General features: G+C 74.2%; 19 protein-coding genes. 10 read left to right on the top strand and 9 right to left on the bottom strand.

The genetic code is table 11. The features are described 5' to 3' along the window. Nucleotides 1-3: 3 nt before the first annotated feature. Genes pgsA through J3P38_RS01030 form a run of 3 tightly spaced genes read right to left on the bottom strand, consistent with a single transcriptional unit; the run spans nucleotide 4 to nucleotide 1,921 of the window. Nucleotides 4-627, bottom strand: coding sequence for a phosphatidylinositol phosphate synthase (gene pgsA / locus J3P38_RS01020; protein WP_210502412.1), 624 nt, complete (start codon nucleotides 625-627; stop codon nucleotides 4-6). 9 nt (nucleotides 628-636) lie between these two features. Beyond that, complete coding sequence (locus tag J3P38_RS01025) at nucleotides 637-1,407, bottom strand: inositol monophosphatase family protein (protein WP_210502413.1); 771 nt, start codon at nucleotides 1,405-1,407, stop codon at nucleotides 637-639. A gap of 10 nt (nucleotides 1,408-1,417) precedes the next feature. Beyond that, nucleotides 1,418-1,921 (bottom strand): HIT family protein, encoded by a 504-nt coding sequence (locus J3P38_RS01030; RefSeq protein ID WP_210437896.1) that lies wholly within the window; start codon nucleotides 1,919-1,921, stop codon nucleotides 1,418-1,420. 23 nt (nucleotides 1,922-1,944) lie between these two features. Between J3P38_RS01030 and J3P38_RS01035 the strand changes: the two genes are divergently transcribed. Continuing rightward, on the top strand, nucleotides 1,945-2,424 hold the full coding sequence (locus J3P38_RS01035; protein ID WP_210502414.1) for a GNAT family N-acetyltransferase: 480 nt from the start codon (nucleotides 1,945-1,947) through the stop codon (nucleotides 2,422-2,424). A 254-nt stretch (nucleotides 2,425-2,678) separates the two neighbouring features. Here J3P38_RS01035 and J3P38_RS01040 read toward each other — a convergent pair whose 3' ends face one another. The 6 genes from J3P38_RS01040 to J3P38_RS17985 form a co-directional block, all read right to left on the bottom strand. After that, nucleotides 2,679-4,151: an HNH endonuclease signature motif containing protein gene (locus tag J3P38_RS01040; protein ID WP_210502415.1), complete on the bottom strand. Its 1,473-nt coding sequence runs from the start codon at nucleotides 4,149-4,151 to the stop codon at nucleotides 2,679-2,681. A 124-nt stretch (nucleotides 4,152-4,275) separates the two neighbouring features. Next, nucleotides 4,276-4,587: an aminotransferase class I/II-fold pyridoxal phosphate-dependent enzyme gene (locus J3P38_RS01045; protein WP_210437902.1), complete on the bottom strand. Its 312-nt coding sequence runs from the start codon at nucleotides 4,585-4,587 to the stop codon at nucleotides 4,276-4,278. Between the two features lie 9 nt (nucleotides 4,588-4,596). After that, nucleotides 4,597-5,763 carry a MalY/PatB family protein gene (locus J3P38_RS01050; protein WP_210437904.1) on the bottom strand — a complete coding sequence of 389 codons (1,167 nt, stop codon included), beginning with the start codon at nucleotides 5,761-5,763 and terminating at the stop codon, nucleotides 4,597-4,599. Next, nucleotides 5,760-7,754 carry a threonine--tRNA ligase gene (thrS, locus tag J3P38_RS01055; protein WP_210437906.1) on the bottom strand — a complete coding sequence of 665 codons (1,995 nt, stop codon included), beginning with the start codon at nucleotides 7,752-7,754 and terminating at the stop codon, nucleotides 5,760-5,762. The genes J3P38_RS01050 and thrS overlap by 4 nt, the downstream gene beginning before the upstream one ends. 81 nt (nucleotides 7,755-7,835) lie before the next feature. Further along, nucleotides 7,836-8,789, bottom strand: a complete 954-nt coding sequence (locus J3P38_RS01060; RefSeq protein ID WP_210502416.1) for an SDR family NAD(P)-dependent oxidoreductase — start codon at nucleotides 8,787-8,789, stop codon at nucleotides 7,836-7,838. 78 nt (nucleotides 8,790-8,867) lie between these two features. Next, the gene (locus tag J3P38_RS17985; RefSeq protein ID WP_210502417.1) at nucleotides 8,868-9,728 is read right to left on the bottom strand and encodes a DICT sensory domain-containing protein; all 861 of its coding nucleotides are present in this window, start codon (nucleotides 9,726-9,728) and stop codon (nucleotides 8,868-8,870) included. Between the two features lie 99 nt (nucleotides 9,729-9,827). Between J3P38_RS17985 and J3P38_RS01070 the strand changes: the two genes are divergently transcribed. The 9 genes from J3P38_RS01070 to J3P38_RS01110 are packed head-to-tail and all read left to right on the top strand — an operon-like array spanning nucleotide 9,828 to nucleotide 18,033. After that, on the top strand, nucleotides 9,828-10,871 hold the full coding sequence (locus tag J3P38_RS01070; RefSeq protein WP_210502418.1) for a polyprenyl synthetase family protein: 1,044 nt from the start codon (nucleotides 9,828-9,830) through the stop codon (nucleotides 10,869-10,871). Continuing rightward, nucleotides 10,868-11,749 (top strand): phytoene/squalene synthase family protein, encoded by an 882-nt coding sequence (locus J3P38_RS01075; protein WP_210502419.1) that lies wholly within the window; start codon nucleotides 10,868-10,870, stop codon nucleotides 11,747-11,749. The genes J3P38_RS01070 and J3P38_RS01075 overlap by 4 nt, the downstream gene beginning before the upstream one ends. Beyond that, a complete protein-coding gene (crtI, locus tag J3P38_RS01080) occupies nucleotides 11,746-13,332 on the top strand; it encodes a phytoene desaturase family protein (RefSeq protein WP_210502420.1) in 1,587 nt (528 codons plus the stop codon). The genes J3P38_RS01075 and crtI overlap by 4 nt, the downstream gene beginning before the upstream one ends. Beyond that, nucleotides 13,329-13,682: a lycopene cyclase domain-containing protein gene (locus J3P38_RS01085; RefSeq protein ID WP_210502421.1), complete on the top strand. Its 354-nt coding sequence runs from the start codon at nucleotides 13,329-13,331 to the stop codon at nucleotides 13,680-13,682. The genes crtI and J3P38_RS01085 overlap by 4 nt, the downstream gene beginning before the upstream one ends. Further along, nucleotides 13,679-14,014 carry a lycopene cyclase domain-containing protein gene (locus tag J3P38_RS01090; protein ID WP_210502422.1) on the top strand — a complete coding sequence of 112 codons (336 nt, stop codon included), beginning with the start codon at nucleotides 13,679-13,681 and terminating at the stop codon, nucleotides 14,012-14,014. The genes J3P38_RS01085 and J3P38_RS01090 overlap by 4 nt, the downstream gene beginning before the upstream one ends. Next, complete coding sequence (locus tag J3P38_RS01095; RefSeq protein ID WP_210502423.1) at nucleotides 14,011-15,387, top strand: cytochrome P450; 1,377 nt, start codon at nucleotides 14,011-14,013, stop codon at nucleotides 15,385-15,387. The genes J3P38_RS01090 and J3P38_RS01095 overlap by 4 nt, the downstream gene beginning before the upstream one ends. Continuing rightward, nucleotides 15,384-16,568, top strand: coding sequence for a glycosyltransferase family 2 protein (locus tag J3P38_RS01100; protein WP_210502424.1), 1,185 nt, complete (start codon nucleotides 15,384-15,386; stop codon nucleotides 16,566-16,568). The genes J3P38_RS01095 and J3P38_RS01100 overlap by 4 nt, the downstream gene beginning before the upstream one ends. Beyond that, nucleotides 16,568-17,068 carry a glycosyl-4,4'-diaponeurosporenoate acyltransferase CrtO family protein gene (locus J3P38_RS01105; RefSeq protein ID WP_210502425.1) on the top strand — a complete coding sequence of 167 codons (501 nt, stop codon included), beginning with the start codon at nucleotides 16,568-16,570 and terminating at the stop codon, nucleotides 17,066-17,068. Before J3P38_RS01100 ends, J3P38_RS01105 begins: the two co-directional genes overlap by 1 nt. Continuing rightward, nucleotides 17,065-18,033, top strand: a complete 969-nt coding sequence (locus tag J3P38_RS01110; protein WP_210502426.1) for a phosphatase PAP2 family protein — start codon at nucleotides 17,065-17,067, stop codon at nucleotides 18,031-18,033. The genes J3P38_RS01105 and J3P38_RS01110 overlap by 4 nt, the downstream gene beginning before the upstream one ends. The last annotated feature ends 4 nt before the right edge of the window (nucleotides 18,034-18,037 follow it).

The raw sequence follows: 18,037 nt of genomic DNA on the forward strand, positions 1-18,037 counted from the left end.
GGACTAGGCCTGCGAGGCGGCGCGCGCCAGCGCCTGGCGGCGGACGACCCAGATGCGCTGGACCACCGTGACGGTCGCCGCGATCGCGAGCGCCCACAGGCTGACGTGGAGCAGGATCCAGAGGTCGAACAGGTCGGCGAAGAACGCCGGCACCAGCATGCCGACGAGGCGGTCGGGGCGCTCGGCGATCCCGACCTTGGCGTCGTAGCCGAGGTGGTCGGCCTTCGCGCGGGCGTACGACGTCACCGCGCCCATCACCAGCACGACGAGGCACAGCACGAGGTAGAGGCGGCTCTCGTGGTGCCAGGCGAAGAAGAGCGCCAGCCCGCCGAACAGCGCGCCGTCGGCGACCCGGTCGAGCGTGGAGTCGAGGAACGCGCCGAAGTCGTCCGTGCGGCCGACCTTGCGGGCCATCGCGCCGTCGACGAGGTCGCTGAAGACGAAGGCGGTGATGAACAGGACGCCCTGCCACACCATGCCGTTGGGGAAGAAGTAGAGGGCGCCGAAGCTGACGCCGAGCGTGCCGACCAGCGTCACCGCGTCGGGGCTGATGCCCAGACGGATGAAGAGGTTGACGAAGGGGGCGAGCACCACGCCCTGCCAGAACTGCTTGAACCTGTCGAGCACGGCCGCAGGCTATCGGGCCAGCAGCGCGGCGCGGACGTCCGCCACCGCGGCGGGCGCGCCGGTGACGGTCCAGTCCACGCCCGACGCCGGCACGACGAGGGACGCGCCGCCGGCGCCGCGGATGATCGCGGCTCCCGGCAGGCGGTCCCAGTCGGCGACGGAGTGCTGGAACAGCACGTCCCACTGCCCCGACGCGATCGCCATGACGTCCATCGTCCCCGACCCGAGCATGCGCAGGGTGCCGACCTGGCCGAGCGCCCGGGCGAACGCCTCCCCCACGCGGCCGCCGTAGAAGGGCGGGTGGAGGTAGGTCGCCGCGCAGCGCTCGTCACGGGGCGTGTCGGGCAGCGGCGCCAGCGGCGCGCCGTCGCAGGTGCTCGGCAGGTCGGGCCCGCCGACCCAGGTGCGCAGCGACGCGGCGTGGTGCACGGCGCCGAGCAGCACGTCGTCCTCGTCGTGGAGCGCGATCGCACTGCACCACCAGTCGCTGCCGCGGGTGAAGTTGTAGGTGCCGTCGACGGGGTCGATGACCCAGGTCCGGCCCGAGGTCCCGGGCCGCGACGTGCCCTCCTCCCCCACGATCGCGTCGTCGGGCCGCTCGGCCGCGAGCCGCTGCACGATCAGGCGCTCCGCGGCGGTGTCGGCCTGCGTCACGACGTCGGACCCGCTGGTCTTGCGCGAGACGTCGAGGCCCTCGACGCGGATCCGGGCCGCCAGCAGCGCCGCCTCGCGGACCACGTCGGCGGCGAGGTGGGCGTCCGCGGCGAGTCCGGAGGTCACGCCGGCGACCCTACCGAGGGGCGCCGGGCCAGGCGTCGGCGAGCAGGGCGCGCGTGTCCTCGAGGAGCTGGGGCAGCGTCTTGGTGCCGCCGACGACGGTGATGAAGTTGGCGTCGCCGGTCCACCGGGGCACGACGTGCTGGTGGAGGTGGTCGGCCAGCGAGCCGCCCGCGGCCCGGCCGAGGTTGAGCCCGACGTTGAACGAGTCCGGGCGGCTCACCGCGCGGATCGTGCGCAGCGCCTGCTGGGTCATCGACATCAGCTCGCCGGACTCCTCGGGCGTGAGGTCGGCGAGGTCGGCGACGTGGCGGTAGGGCAGCACCATGAGGTGGCCGGGGTTGTAGGGGTGCAGGTTGAGCACGGCGTACGCCACCTCGCCGCGCGCGACGACGAGCGACTCGCCGTCGGGGTGCCCCGGGATGGCGCACAGCGGGCAGCCCTCGTCGTCGACCGCGGTGCGGACGTAGGCCATGCGGTGGGGCGTCCAGATCCGCTCGAGCCCGTCGTCACTCATGGCGGCGATCCTAGGGTGGGGCCATGACGTCGATCCGCCCCGCCGTCCCCGCGGACATGGCCGCGGTCGCCGACGTGTGGCACGCCGGGTGGCACGACGGCCACGCCGGTCACGTGCCCGCCGGGCTCGCCGCCGCTCGCACGCTCGAGGCCTTCCACGAGCGGACGCCGTCCCGCGTCGGCGACACGGCGGTCGCGGTCTCGGACGACGGCACCGTGCTCGGGTTCGTGATGGTCGTCGGCGACGAGGTCGAGCAGCTGTTCGTCGCCAGGGACGCCCGCGGCACCGGGCTCGCCACCGTGCTGCTCGACGAGGGCGAGCGACGCGTGGCCGCCGGCGGGCACGAGGTGGCGTGGCTCGCCGTCGTGGTCGGCAACGCCCGCGCGCGGCGGTTCTACGAGAAGCGCGGCTGGTCCGACGCCGGCGACCTTCCCTACGAGGTCACCGCCGGTGGCGAGCGTTTCGTGTCGCCGTGCCGCAGGTACGTCAAGCACGTGCGCTGACCGCGAGCTCGCGCCCTCTGCGGCACGGAGGCGCGGTCCCGGTCATGTTGCAGAGATTGCTCGTGGTGCGTCGAAGGCGACCACGCCACCACCGTGCGCCCGCCATGCCGGTCAGCCGGGATGCGACCGGGGTCGAGTCCGCCGTGCCCGGTCACCGGGTCGCGACGCACGCGACTGCGGTGTGGTGAACCGGCTACGCGGCGCGGGCATGGGCGGAGCTCCGCCGACTCATGGCGGCGGGGTCCGGTGCGGGGTCATGGTCGGCGGGGTCGCGGGACGGTGGGCCGATCGGGTTGATCGGGTGGGTCGAGCGCTGTGGTGCCGGTGTGGTCGCGTCGGTAGTGGTGGCCGTGGGGGCTGGTCCACTCGAAGATGCCGTTCGAGGTCATGCGGTAGTGCCAGGCGGTGTGGGTCTTGAGGCGGTGGTGGGAGCGGCACAGGGCGGCGAGGTTGTGGGTCGCGGTCGGGCCGGGTTGGGGCCGGCCGTCTGCGTCGGCGTGGTGGTCGTAGGCGATGACGTGGTCGATGTCGCAGCTGCGGGCGGGGCGGGTGCACCAGGGGAAGACGCAGGTGCGGTCACGCAGGATGACGTGCTCCCTGATCCGGTCGGGGATGGCATAGCCCGGCGCGGTCAGGTCGGTGTTGAGGTCCATGACCGGCTTGACGGTGACCTTGGTGCGGCTGTCGCCGCACCAGCTCCTGACCTGGTCGAGCAGCAGCAGCCGCTGGCGCTCCTCGAGCCGGCCGGTCGGCCCGAACACCGTCTCGCCGTCCGGGGTGAGCGCCGTCTCGAAGTGGGCGTGCAGCACCACCTCCCGGGCGACGGGCAGCCCATCCCCGCCCCGCATGCCGGCAACTCCCGTCGTGCCGTGACCGACGGCGCTGTCGTGGGCGGGGGCGCTACGCATGCCTGAGGTGTGGAGGTCGAGGGCGGTCTGGGTGCGGGCCAGGTCGCCGAGGGCGGCGGCGCGGCGGGCGTCGAGCGACGCGTTGGAGCCGAGGGCCTTCAACGTCTCGGCGCCGTGGGCCAGGGCGCGGTCGAGGTCGAGGGCGTCGGCGATGTCGAGCTCGGCCTCGAGGCGCATGGTGCCGGCGTAGTGCACGTCCTCGTCGTGGACGGTGGCGTGGCGCCGGTCGATGGTGAGGTGGCCGTCCTCGGGGTCGGCGGTGGGGTCGGGTGTGGCGAGGTGGTGGCGGGTGATGGCTTCGGCCACGAGCCGGTCGAGCTGTGCGGGTCCGACCTTGCCGGCGACGGCGGCGACCTGGGTGTCGACCCAGCCTGCTGCGTCGACGGTGAGCGCCGGGGTGGCGTGGATGGTGGCCTCGGCGACGGCGCGGGCCCGCCATGGCGGGACCTGTCCGGCGTGGACCTGCGCCCACAGCCGCGGCAGGCGGTGCCGCAGCTCCAGGGCGTGCCCGACCAGCCGTTTGGCCGCGGTGGTCGAGACGCCCAGCACGGCGCCGAGCTCGGCGATGCAGAACTCCGCCACCAGCGGGCACCCGTCGCCGGCGATGGGCTCCTCGTGCTCACACGACGGCACAGTGAAGGTCGCGGCGGAGTGGATCGACTCCGGCGGGTGGAGGTCGGCCCAGCGGGCCGCGAGGTCGAGCTGGTCGGCGGCTGCGCGGTGCTCGGCCGCACGGCGCTCGCGGAGCAAGGACAGCAGCTCGGCGGCGGTGAGGTCCTCCACCTCAACCGCCTCGGATGCCGCCGATTGATCGATCATGTGTTCGATTCTAGGTGACACCACCGACATCTGACACGGCTCGAAGAACATCTGTGGACAAGACCGGACACGCATCGTCGCCTGCCGCGCAGCCGCCGGCACACCCGACCGCCACCACGGACGCCTAGACCCAGGCCGTCGCGAGCCTCTCGACGATCTGCGTGAGCCGCTCGGGCGAGGTGGCGAAGTTGAGCCGCACGTGGCCGATCGAGCCCGAGGCGCACGCGTGTCCCGGGCTAGGCTTGACCCGACCGCGCTCGAGCGCCACGGCGGCCGCGTCGTCGTGACCGTAGGCCGAGGCGTCGAGCCAGGCGAGGTACGTCGCCTCCTCCGGAAGCATCCGGACGTCGGGGAGGTGCTCGGCGAGGAGGTCGACGAGGAGCGTGCGCTGCTGGTCCAGCCGCTCGACGAGCGAGCCGGCACATCCCGCCGCCACCGCGGACGCCTAGACCCAGGCCGTCGCGAGCCTCTCGACGATCTGCGTGAGCCGCTCGGGCGAGGTGGCGAAGTTGAGCCGCACGTGGCCGGTCGAGCCCGGGGCGTACGCGTGACCCGGGCTGAGCTTGACCCGACCGCGCTCGAGGGCCACGGCGGCCGCGTCGTCGTGACCGTAGGCCGAGGCGTCGAGCCAGGCGAGGTAGGTCGCCTCCACGGGACGCATCCGGACCTCGGGAAGGTGCTCGGCGAGGAGGTCGACGAGGAGGGCGCGCTGCTGGTCCAGCCGCTCGACGAGCGAGGCGAGCCAGCCGTCGCCGTGCTCGTAGGCCGCGCGCGCCGCGACCGCTCCGAGCGGCGACCAGGAGTCGTTGCGCGACATGGGCTGCTCGGCCAGCCGTCGACGGGCAGCCGCGTCGGGCACGACGAGCTGGGCGCAGCGGAGACCGGCTGTGTTGAAGGCCTTGGACGCCGCCACCACCGCGACCGCGTGGTCGTGCGTTCCGTCGATGGACAGGTAGCTGACGTGCTCGGCACCGGGCAGCACGAGCGGGGCGTGGATCTCGTCGCTCACGACGCGGGCGCCGTGGCGCACGACGACGTCGCGGACGCCCTCGAGCTCGGCGCGGGTGAACGCACGGCCCCACGGGTTGTGCGGCTGGGTCAGCAGCAGCGTCCGCGCCCCGTCGGCGAGGAGCCGGTCCAGCCGGTCGAGGTCGATCTCCGCGCGGTCGGCCGTGGCGGGCACCTCGAGCAGGTGCTCCTCGCGTCCGGTGACGCGCGCGAGCCCGTGCTGCGCGTTGTAGCCCGGGGTCGGGAACACCACCCCGCCGGGGTCGCTCAGCACGTCGATCACGAGCCGGACCCCGGCGGTCACGTCGACGACCGGGTGCACGGCCTCCGGCTCGGGCGCCCAGCCGAAGTGCCGCGCCGACCACTCGGCGTACGACGTCGCGAGACCTGCGTCCCAGCCGTCCGGCGGGTAGCCGGTGATGCCGTCGGCGAGCATCCCACGGACGGCGTCCAGCACCACCGGGTCGACGGCGTAGTCCATCTCGGCGACCCACGCGGGGAGCACGCCCTCCGGGACCCCCCACTTCAGCGGCAGCCGGCGCCGCGCCTCCTCCTCGGAGAGGTCGACGACCGGACGGCGCCCGCCCGGGTCAGCCGTGGTCACACCTGCTCGCGCGACGCCACCGCGCGCGCCACCCGCTCGATCGCCTCCGCCAGAGGTACGCCGTTGTCCTGGCGCCCGTCGCGGTAGCGGAACGACACGGCGCCGGCCTCGACGTCGTTGTCGCCCGCGATCATCATGAACGGCACCTTGGCCAGCTGCGCGTTGCGGATCTTCTTCTGCATCCGGTCGTCGGAGTCGTCGACCTCCACCCGCAGCCCCTGGGCCTTCATCTGCCTCGCGATGTCGAAGAGGTAGTCCTCGTGCCGCTCGGCGATCGGGATCCCCTGGACCTGCACCGGCGCCAGCCAGGGCGGGAAGGCCCCGGCGTAGTGCTCCACGAGGACGCCGATGAACCGCTCGATCGAGCCGAACTTGGCGGAGTGGATCATCACCGGCTGCTGCCGGCTGCCGTCGGCGGCGACGTACTCCAGGTCGAACCGGTCGGTGGCGGGCTGGTTGAAGTCGTACTGGATCGTCGACATCTGCCAGGTGCGGCCGATCGCGTCCTTGGCCTGGACGGAGATCTTCGGGCCGTAGAACGCGGCACCGCCCGGGTCGGGCACGAGGTCCACGCCGAACTTGCGCGCCGCGGTCTCGAGCACCGAGGTGGCGGTCTCCCACTGGTCGTCGGAGCCGATGAACTTGTCGGGCTTGGAGTCGTCGCGGGTCGACAGCTCGAAGTAGTAGTCGTCGAGGCCGAAGTCCCGCAGCAGGCCGGTGACGAAGGTGAGCAGGTGCTCGACCTCGGCAGGTGCCTGCTCGGGGGTGACGTAGGAGTGGGAGTCGTCCTGGGTCATCGCCCGCACCCGCGTCAGTCCGTGGACGACGCCGGACTTCTCGTAGCGGTAGACCGAGCCGAACTCGAAGAACCGCAGCGGGAGCTCGCGGTAGGAGCGCTGCCGGGAGCGGTAGATGAGGTTGTGCATCGGGCAGTTCATCGCCTTGAGGCGGTACTCGGCGTGCTCCATCTCCATCGGCGGGAACATGGTGTCCGCGTAGTAGGGCAGGTGCCCGGAGGTGTGGAACAGCCCGTCCTTGCTGATGTGCGGCGTGCCGACGTAGTCGAAGCCCTCCTCGAGGTGCCGGCGCCGGACGTAGTCCTCCATCTCCCGCTTGATCACGCCACCGCGGGGGTGGAAGACCGCCATGCCCGAGCCGATCTCGTCGGGGAACGAGAAGAGGTCGAGCTCACGGCCGAGCTTGCGGTGGTCGCGCCGCTCCGCTTCCTCGATGCGGTGGAGGTGCTCCTCCAGCGCCTCCTTGCTCTCCCAGGCGGTGCCGTAGATGCGCTGGAGCTGCTTGTTCCGCTCGTCGCCGCGCCAGTACGCCGCTGCGCTGCGCATCAGCTTGAACGCCGGGATCCGCTTCGTGGTGGGCAGGTGCGGGCCGCGGCACAGGTCGGACCACTTCACCTCGCCGTTGCGGCCGACGTTGTCGTAGATCGTGAGCTCACCGCCGCCGACCTCCACGCTCGCGCCCTCGGCGGCGTCCTCCGCGCCGGCGCCGCCCTTGAGACCGATGAGCTCAATCTTGTAGGGCTCGTCCTTGAGCTCGGTGAGGGCGTCGGCGTCGGTGGTGACCCGCCGCTCGAAGCGCTGGTTCTCCTTGATGATCTTGCGCATCGCGGACTCGATCTTCACCAGGTCCTCGGGCACGAACGGGGTCTCGACGTCGAAGTCGTAGTAGAAGCCGTTCTCGACCGGCGGCCCGATGCCGAGCCGGGCCTCGGGCCAGATCTGCTGCACGGCCTGCGCCATCACGTGCGCGGTCGAGTGGCGCAGGATGTCGCGGCCGTCGGGGCTGTCGATGGCCACTCCCTCGACCTCGTCACCGTCGGCGAGCTCGTGGGCGAGGTCCTTCAGCGCGCCACCGACCCGGGCGGCGACGACGTCGGGCTCGTCGCGGAAGAGCTCCCAGGCCTTGGTGCCCGTCGTGACCGTGGTCTCCGCACGCTGATCGGCGTGGATGCGGACGACCGTGATGTCGGACACGAGGGCTCCTTCAGGGGCTGGACGGATGTCCCCGCGATGCTATCGGCCGCCCTCCGAGCGGCTCGCCCCGGTTTCGCCGCGTCAGCGGCCGTTCAGCCGCCGGCGCACCACCTCGGCGACGTTGGCGCCCATGGCGACGAGCGCGTTGGCGTGTCCCCCGCGCAGCCCGTTGTGCTCCTGGCGTGACTCCAGCACGTTGCCCGGGCCGGACCTCGGAGGGGTGGTGAGGTCCTGCGCGGCGATCGCGAAGAGCGGTCCCACGAGGCGATCGTAGGCCCACGGCAGGGCGGTGAAGCCGAACCGGATCACGTCGTTGGCGATCCCCACCTGGCCGCCGCGGCGCCGGCCGTCGGCCACGGCCAGGATGCGCGCGGCGACGTGCTCGGGGGTCGCGACCGGGAACGGCGGTCGGCCCTCGGAGTCGCCGTACGTCGCGGCCTGGCGGTAGATCGGGGTGTCGACGCCGCCCGGGGCGACGTACTCGATGCGGACGCCCTTGCGGTCGCGGTTGTCGAGCTGGAGCTGGCGGACGAGGCCGCGCACGCCCCACTTGCTGACGACGTACGGCGCCATGTCGGGGACGCCCAGGTGGCCCACGACCGAGCCGACGAGCACGATGCTGCCCTCGTCCTGGTCGCGCAGCACCGGCAGCACGTGGCGGGCGAGGTTGACCGAGCCGAGGAGGTTGGTGCGCACGACCTGGTCGAAGACGTCGACGGGGACCTCGTCGATGCGGCCGTACGCCACCACGCCGGCGCTGCCGACCACCACGTCGAGACGTCCGTGGCGGGCCATGGTCGTGGCCACCGCGGCGGCCACCTCGGCGTCGACGCTGACGTCGGTGGGCTGCACGGTGACGGAGGCCGCGCCGAGCTGCTCGCAGGACTCGGCGACGGTCTCCAGCGCCTCTCGTCCGCGGGCGAGCAGGACGACGTGGTCCCCACGGCTCGACGCCTGTTGGGCGACGGCCTGTCCGATGCCGCTGGACGCACCGGTGACCAGGACGACGCGAGGGGAGGGATCTGTGTCGGGCATGCGCACTGGTACCCCGGGGACGGGCGGATCAGTCAGCCCGGCTCGAGCGCTCCGGCCCGCACCCGCGGTCCGGGCGCGTCACCGCACGTCCCTGGCGTCGAGGTAGCCGACCACCCGGTCGAAGAGCTGCATCGCGCGGTGCAGGTCCTCGGACGCGGCCACCGGGTCGGGCTGGGGCGGCAGCGCCGGACCGCTGCGCCAGTCGGGGCGCAGCTCGTCGGCCAGCGACGAGGCGATCCGCCCGGCGTCGCGCACGACGACCGGGTCCACCGACCACACCGCCTCGAAGGAGCGGCCGGGACCGGCCGGCTGGCCGGGCCGCTCGACCGCCACGAGGCAGGCCGGCAGGTCCGCGGCGTCGCAGACCACGATCCACTCCCGGTTCAGCGGCGACTCGTGCGGCAGCGCCACCTCGACGAGCGCTCCCGGCTGCACCGGGGCGGGGTCGACGAGGTCGGCCAAGACGACCGCGCGCCGGGCCGTGCGGGCCAGCTCGCGCCACCGGTCGTAGGAGGACCGCAGGAAGTCCTCGCGCTGGAAGCCGCCGAACAGGAGGGGGTCCGCGGCCCGGGCGCAGCACTCGTCCTCGATGGCGTGGCTCATCGCGACCAGCGTGCGCCGGGTGAGCACCTGCGGCCGGAGCAGGGGGTGGCGTCGTCGCAGCTCGGCGAAGAGCGAGCCCGAGCGGGCGGCCGGGGCCTCGACCTGCTGCACCGCGCGCTGCACCGCCGCCGCAAGCGACAGGCCCGCACGCCGGCGCGCCTGCACCGCCAGCACGGCGTCCACGTCGGCCTCGCTGTACCGGCGGTGACCGCCCGCCCGGCGGCTGGGCCGTGGGAACCCGTAGCGCCGCTCCCAGCTCCGGAGGGTCGTGATCGGGACTCCGGTCCTCTGGGCGAGGTCGCCGATGGTCAGGGTGACACGTGAACCGGCAGCCATTCGCCCACTCCTTCACCTCACGCCTAGATTTGGTTGGAAGTGTTGCATAGGTTTGGTCGCATAGGTTGGGACGACCTGACATGACCTGGGGAGGACCAGATGATCGGGAGCGGGACGGACCTGGCGCTGCAGCGCCTGCTCGACGACGGGCGCAGGCGGGCGGCGGCGACCGACCCGCACCACGCCCTGCTGTGGGAGGCGCTCAGCGCCGCCGCCGAGGGCGGCAAGCGGTTCCGGCCCGCCCTGCTCGTCGCCACGCACGACGCCCTCGGCGGCACGTCGCCGGAGGCCGCCGCGGAGGTCGGTGCGGCCGTCGAGCTGCTGCACACCGCCTTCGTCATCCACGACGACGTCATCGACGGCGACCACGTGCGCCGCGGCCGCCCCAACGTCAGCGGGACGTTCCGCGCGCTGGCGGGCGTGGACGGCGCCGGCCCCCAGGCGGCCGCCGACTACGGACTGACCGCCGCCATCCTGGCCGGGGACCTCGCCCTCACCGCGGCCGTGCGTGCCGTCGCCACCTGCGGGGCCGCCCCCGCCGTCGTGGACCGCCTGCTCGACCTCTTCGACGACGCCCTCCACGCCACCGCTGCCGGCGAGCTGGCCGACGTCCGGCTCTCGATGGGCGTGGCCGACGCCTCGCTGGCGCAGAGCCTGGCCATGGAGGCGCAGAAGACCGGCGCCTACTCCTTCTCGCTCCCGCTCCAGGCCGGCGCCCTCCTCGCCGGTGCCGACGCGCGCACGACGGCCCGGCTCGGCGAGGCCGGCCGCGCGATGGGGGTCGCGTTCCAGCTCGCGGACGACCTCATCGGGGTGTTCGGCGACCCGGCGAGCTCGGGCAAGAGCGCGACGAGCGACCTGCGCACCCGCAAGCAGACCCCGCTCGTCGTGCACGCCCGCTCCACCGCCGAGTGGGACCGCATCCGGGGCTACCTCGGGCGCGACCTCGACCCCGGGGAGCTGGGCGAGGTGCGCGAGCTGCTCGTCGCGAGCGGATCGCGGCAGTTCGTCGAGGACCTGGCCGTGCGGCACCTCGCCGAGGCGCGGGCGGTGCTCGAGGCGCTGGGCGTCCCGCACGAGCTGCTCGACCAGGTGGGCGCGGCTCCCTTCGTCCTGGCCGACGGAAGCGGGGCGGCGGCATGACCTTCTTCGTGGGCCGCAGCGCCCCTCGCAGCCTCTACGACGCGGTCTCCGAGGCCAGCTCCGCGATCGTGATCCGGGAGTATTCCAGCTCCTTCGGGCTCGCCTCGCGGCTCCTCGGGGAGCCGGTGCGCACCCAGGTGCGCAACATCTACGCGCTCGTGCGGGTGGCCGACGAGATCGTCGACAACCCCGACCCCACGCTCGACCGGGCGGCCCGCTCGACCATGCTGGAGTGGCTCCAGGACGACGTCCGGCACGCGCTGCGCACGGGCTACAGCGGCAACCTCGTGGTCCACGCGTTCGCGCGCACGGCGCTCGGCGTCGGGATCGAGGACGACGTCGTGGCCCCGTTCTTCGCCTCCATGCGGATGGACCTCGACACCACCGCGCACACCCAGGACACCTTCGAGCGCTACGTCCACGGCTCCGCCGAGGTCGTCGGGCTGATGTGCCTGCGGGCGTTCCTGGCCGCCCCCGACGCGCGCAGCGGCACCCGCCCGTACGACGAGCTGGCGCCGGGCGCGCAGCGCCTGGGAGCGGCGTTCCAGAAGCTCAACTTCGTCCGCGACCTCGCCGACGACCACGACGTGCTGCGCCGTGACTACTTCCCCGGCCTCGACGTCGACGCGTTCTGCGACGCCGACCGCGACCGGATCCTCGACGACATCGACGCCGACCTGGCTGCTGCGGCCGCCGTCGTCCCCGACCTCCCGCCGAGCAGCAGGCGCGCGGTGCGCGCCGCCCACGCGACGTTCGCGGAGCTCGCCTGCCGGCTGCGCGCGACCCCGGCGCCGGAGATCCGCCGCACGCGCGTGCGCGTGCCCACCCCGGTGAAGCTCCGGCTCGTCGCCGGCGCCCTCCGCGGGGGTGGCTCGTGACCGCCGGTCCCGCCGGCGACGGCGCGTCGCTGCGCGTCGTGGTCGTCGGTGGTGGCATCGCCGGGCTGGCCACCGCGGCGCTCCTGGCGTCGCGTGGGCACAGCGTCGACCTGCTGGAGAAGAACGCCGACCTCGGCGGCCGCGTCGGGAGCGTCGAGCGCGGCGGCTTCCGGTTCGACACCGGCGCCTCGTGGTACCTCATGCCCGAGGTCTTCGACCACTTCTTCGACCTCCTCGGCACCTCGACGGAGGCCGAGCTGGACCTCACCGTGCTCGACCCGAGCTACCGCGTCTTCTTCGAGGGGTACCCCGACCCGGTGGACCTCCGCCCCGACCGGGCGCACAACCGCGCGCTCTTCGAGTCGCTCGAGCCCGGCGCGGGCGACCGCTTCGACGCCTACCTCCGCTCGGCCGACGAGACCTACGACATGGCGCTGCGCCGCTTCCTCTACAGCAGCTTCGACTCCCCCGGCGCCTTCCTGCACCCCGACGTGGTCCGCCGCACCCCGCGCCTGGGACGGCTGCTGACCCGGTCCCTGGAGAGGCACGTCGCCTCGTCCTTCCGCGACCGCCGGCTGCGCCAGGTCCTCGGCTACCCGGCGGTGTTCCTCGGGTCGTCCCCCAGCCGCACGCCGAGCATGTACCACCTGATGAGCCGCCTCGACCTCGGCGACCGCGTGCTCTACCCGCAGGGCGGGTTCACCCGGCTCGTCGAGGTCGTCGCGGCGCTCGCGCAGCGGCACGGCGCCCGCCTGCACACCGGCGCCCGGGTCACGCGCATCCTCACCCGTCCCGGCGCGCGCGGGCGCGCGGAGGTGCAGGGCGTGCAGCACGCCACGGCCGACGGTGGCAGCCGGACCATCGAGGCCGACGTCGTCGTCGGCGCCGCGGACCTGCACCACCTCGAGACCGCCCTGCTCGACCCCGGGCTGCAGACCCATCCCGCGCCGAGCTGGCGCAACCGCTCGCCCGGCCCGGGTGCGGTGCTGGCGATGCTCGGCGTGGAGGGCCGGCTGCCGGAGCTTACCCACCACTCCCTCTTCTTCACCTCCGACTGGCGGCAGAACTTCGGCGACATCTTCGGACCCGGCGCCCGCGTCCCCGACCCGGCCTCCATCTACGTGTGCAAGCCCTCCGCGACCGACCCCACGGTGGCCCCCGCCGGGTGCGAGAACCTCTTCGTCCTCGTGCCGGTGCCGGCGGACCCGGGCATCGGGGCCGGCGGCGACGACGGCAACGGCTCGTCCGTGGTGGAGCGCACGGCCGACGCCGCGATCGACCAGATCGCCTCCTGGGCAGGGGTCCCCGACCTCCGCGACCGGGTCCGGGTGCGCCACACGGTGGGGCCGCGCGACTTCGAGGTCCGCTACAACGCCTGGCGGGGCAGTGCCCTGGGGCTGGAGCACACGCTGCGGCAGAGCGCGTTCCTGCGCCCCGGGAACGCCTCGGCCAAGGTCGACGGCCTGCTCTACGCCGGCGCGAGCACCGTGCCGGGCGTGGGCCTCCCGATGTGCCTGATCAGTGCCGAGCTCGTGCTCAAGCGCCTCAGCGGCGACCGCTCGAGCACGCCGGTGCGCGCATGAGCCTCGCGCAGTGGTCGTACGTCGCGATGCTGGCGTTCTGCCTCGTCGGTACCCTTCCCCTCGTGCCCGCGTTCCGCCTGCGCGTGCTGCGGCAGCCGCGGCGCCTGCTGCTGACCATCGCGCTGGCCGGCACGCCGTTCCTGCTGTGGGACCTGTGGGCCACCCACGTCGGCCACTGGTGGTTCGACGAGCGGCAGACGCTGCCGTGGCGGGTCGCCGGCCTCCCCCCGGAGGAGATCGGCTTCTTCGTGGTGATCCCCCTGGTCTCGGTGCTGACGCTCGAGGGGGTCCGCGCCGCCCGGCGGGGCGTGCGGCCCGGGGCTCCGCGGCGCCGCGAGGAGGCCCGGTGACCTACACGTCGATCGCCGTCACCTGCGTGGTGCTCGCGCTGGTGCTCGACCGCTGGGTCGTGCGGACCCGCCTGACGTCGACCCGGGACTGGTGGTCGGCCTACGCCATCATCGTGTTCTTCCAGCTCCTCACCAACGGCTGGCTGACCGGCCGGGGCATCGTGAGCTACTCCGGTGACGCCATCCTCGGCAGCGGACGGGTGCAGTTCGTGGGCGACGGGCGACTGGTGTTCGCGCCCGTCGAGGACCTCGGTTTCGGCTTCGGCCTGGTGCTGCTCAGCTGCGTGGCCTGGACCCGTCTGGGTCGCCCACGGGACGGGGCGCGCGCATGAGCGTCGCCACCCGGCTCCAGGCGATGCAGCCCACCGACATCGGCGTCCCGGGCCCCACGTCGCTCGACATGGCCCGCGCCTTCCGATCGGTCCGGGCCGACCCGCTGTCGTTCCTCGTCGCGGTGTCGGCGCAGCACGGGGACACCGTCTCCTTCCCCGTGCCGGGGGCGCCGGCGCTGCTGCTCAACGACCCCGCCGACGTCCGGCACGTGCTGCAGGCCTCGGCGCGCACCTGGACCAAGGACACCGTCCAGTACGCCGCCCTCGCCCGGGTCACCGGCCCCGGGCTCCTCGCCTCCGCCGAGCCCGGCTGGATCGAGCACCGCAGGCTCGCCGCCCCGGCCTTCCACCACGAGCGGCTCGGGGCCGTCGGCGATGAGGTGCGCGCCGCGGCACGCACCGCGATCGACGCCCGGCTGGCCGGCCTGCGCGACGGTCCGCACGGCGAGGTGGTGGACGTCGCGTCGCTGACGCACGCCATCGGGCTCGACGCCGTCGGCCGGGCGCTCTTCAGCGCCGACCTCTCCGGGCTCGCCCACGACCTGCTCGAGGCGACCAGCGAGGCCGCCGAGCTCGTGGTGCGGCTGGGTCGCTCGATCCTCCCGACCGCCGCCTGGGCCCCGACCCGGACGAACCTGCGGCTGCGGGCGGCGCGCCGGCGCCTCGACGTCGGAGCGGCCGAGATCATCGCCGAGCGGCGCCGCCGAGCCGGCGCGGCCACCCACGGGGACGACCTCCTCGGCCTGCTGCTGGACAGCGGCATGGCTGACGACGCGATCCGCGACGAGCTGGTGACGATGGTCATCGCAGGGCACGAGACCGTCGCGGCCGCGCTCGCGTGGACGCTCATGCTCCTCGCCGAGCACCCGGCCGACCAGGAGCGGGTGCGCGCGGAGCTCGCCGGGCACCCCGGCCCCGTCCCCCTGGTCGGGCACCGCGAGCGGCTCCCGATGACCCGTGCCGTGGTCGACGAGGGGCTGCGCCTCTACCCGCCAGCGTGGGCCGTCTCGCGACGCGCCGGCGGCGCCGACGTGGTGGCCGGGCGCGAGGTCCCGGCCGGCACCCTGGCCATCGTCAGCCCGTGGCTGGTCCACCGGCGGCCGGACCTGTGGCCCGAGCCCCTGGCGTTCCGTCCCGAGCGGTTCCTCAAGGGCACGGTGCGCTCGGGCTACCTTCCCTTCGGCCAGGGTCCCCGGCTGTGCATCGGCCGCGACTTCGCGCTGGGCGAGATGGTGCTCGTGTTGGCCGAGCTCCTGCGCGAGCACCGCCTCGAGGTGCCGGCCGGATGGTCGCGGCCGCTCCCGCAGGCCCAGGTCGCGGTGCACCCGCGCGGCGGGATGCCGCTCCTCGTCCGGCGAGCGGCCCGCGCATGACGCCCGTCGACGTCGTCGTCGCCCTGCTCCTGCTCGCCGCGGCGGCCGGAGCGCACCGCTTGGTCGCCGACCTGCGCACGCTGCCGCCGCCCCCGTCCCTCGCGCCGTCCCTCGCCCCGTTCCTCGCCGAGCCCCTCCCGACGGTGTCGGTCGTCGTGCCGGCGCGCGACGAGGAGGGCACCCTCCCCCACCTGCTGGGCTCGCTGCGCGAGCAGACCTTCCCGCCCGCCGAGGTGGTCGTCGTCGACGACGCCTCGGCCGACGACACGGCCGGCGTGGCGCGGGCCGCCGGCGCGCGGGTCGTGCCCGCCGGGACACCGCCGGAAGGATGGACGGGCAAGGCGTGGGCCTGCCACGTCGGCGCGGGCGCCACCCGGGGGGAGCTCCTGCTGTTCCTCGACGCCGACACCGTCCTGGCACCCGACGCGCTGGCCGCCCTGGTCGCTGCCCGGGCGGAGCGGGGCGGGCTCGTGTCCGTGCAGCCGCACCACGTCGTCGTACGCGCCTACGAGCAGCTGTCGGCGTACTTCAACGTCGTCGCGGTGATGGCCAGCTCGGCGTTCACCCGCCGCCCCGCGACCGTACCCATGGCCTTCGGGCCGTGCCTGCTGACGTCGCGCGGCGACCTCGAGCGTGCTGGCGGCCACGAGGGAGTGCGCGGAGAGATCCTCGACGACGCAGCGCTGGCCGCCGCGTACTTCCGCGCCGGGCTGCCCGTCTGGTGCGCCGTCGGCGGGACCAGCCTGCGGATGCGGAGCTACCCGGGCGGGATCGGACAGCTCGCCGCGGGGTGGACGAAGAACATCGCCTCGGGTGCGTCGTCGGCGGCGCCCGGCGCGACGCTGGCGACCGTCGCGTGGGTCAGCGCCCACCACGCCGTCGCGGTCGGCGCGATCGTGTCCCTCGTGGCCGTCACGACCGGTGCCGGCGGCGCCCTGGTCGCGGGCAGCCCGCTGCTCTGGGCGCTGGCCTACCTCGGCACCGCACTGCACCTGCGCTGGCTGCTCCGGCGCGTCGGCACGTTCCGCTGGTGGGCGTGGCTGCTCTTCCCGCTGCCGCTGCTGGCCTTCGACCTCATCTTCGCCAGGTCGGCGGCCCTCACCGCCGTGCGCCGGGCCGTGCCGTGGCGCGGCAGGGAGGTGGACCTCGCCCGCGGCGGGTCCGCCGGGAGGGCGGCCTGATGCTGCGACTCGTGCTGCCCCAGACGGTGACCGTCGTGGTCGACGTGGTCGCCTGGGGTGTCTTCCACGCCGCCACCGGGTACGCCGCGCACCGCCTCGGGGAGCACCGGCTCGCCCGCGACGGCTGGGGCCTGCGTGAGCGGCGCTTCGAGCAGGGCGGCCGCTGGTACCGGCGCCGTCTGGGGATCCACCGCTGGAAGGACCGGCTCCCCGAGGCCGGGGCCCTGTTCGCCGGCGGCATCAGCAAGCGCGAGCTGCCCGCGCGCGACGTCGACGGCCTGCGGGTGTTCGTGCGCGAGACCCGGCGCGCGGAGCTGACGCACTGGTGGGCGATGTGGTGCGGCCCGCTGTTCGTGCTCTGGAACCCGCCGCTCGCGGCGACGCTGCTCGTCGCCTACGGGGTGCTCGTGAACATGCCGTTCATCCTCGTCCAGCGCTACAACCGCTTCCGCACGCAGGCGCTGATCAGCCGGCTCGAGCAGCCCCGGGGCACCGCATGACCGGGCGACCGACGGACCGGAGCGGCGAGGGACGCACCCTCGTCGACCGCGTGCCCGCGGCCGGCCCGCACGAGGACGAGCCGCAGCAGGGCCACGACTCCTCGCGGCACGGCCCCGTCGCGCAGCTCCTCATCGCGTGGTCGCCGCTGAGCGCCATCCTCGTCGCCTACTGGGTCGCGCAGTGGATCACCGCCCCGCTCGGCACCGGCGACGGCGCCGACACCAACCGCATCGGCGCCCGGCTCCACGTCCTCGGCCCGGCACGCGGGGACGAGGCACTCCTCGGCACGGTCCCGAGCGTCTGGCTCCAGGAGCGGCTCGTCGACGGGTCCACCCACTGGTGGGACGCGGTCGCCGCGGTCGTGTACATCACCCACTTCGTGACCATCCCGCTGATCACGGCGGTGGTGTGGTTCCGCCTGCGTGAGCGCTTCGGGGAGTGGCTCACCGCCGTGCTCACCATGTCGCTGCTCGGCATCGCGACCTACCTGGTCTACCCGGCCGCCCCGCCGTGGCTGGCCTCCGACCGCGGCGACATCGGCACCGTGGACCGGATTTCCCACGTCGGCTGGGAGCACCTGGGACTCGACGCGGTGGCCCGGCTGGTGGAGCTGGGACAGTCGGGCAGCAACCCGGTGGCCGCCATGCCGTCGCTCCACGCCGGAGCCGCCCTCCTCGCGGCGCTGTTCCTGTGGCGGTCGGTCCGGTTGGTCGGGCGCGCCCTGCTCGCGGCGTACGCGCTCGCCATGGCGGCGACCCTCGTCCACACCGGCGAGCACTACGTCGTCGACGTGCTGGCCGGCTGGCTGGTCGCGTCGCTGGGCGCGCTGGCGGCGCACGGCGTCCGGCGACGCCGCGACCGGTGCGCATGGACGTCCGTGGCCCGGGTACCTCCGGGCGACAGGACGGCCCGGCCGTCGGGAGCACGCCCGCCGGGTGGGCGCCGGATCGGGGAGGCGTCGTGACGGC

It is taken from the genome of Nocardioides xinjiangensis (genome assembly GCF_017916455.1).
Lineage (GTDB): Bacteria > Actinomycetota > Actinomycetes > Propionibacteriales > Nocardioidaceae > Nocardioides > Nocardioides xinjiangensis.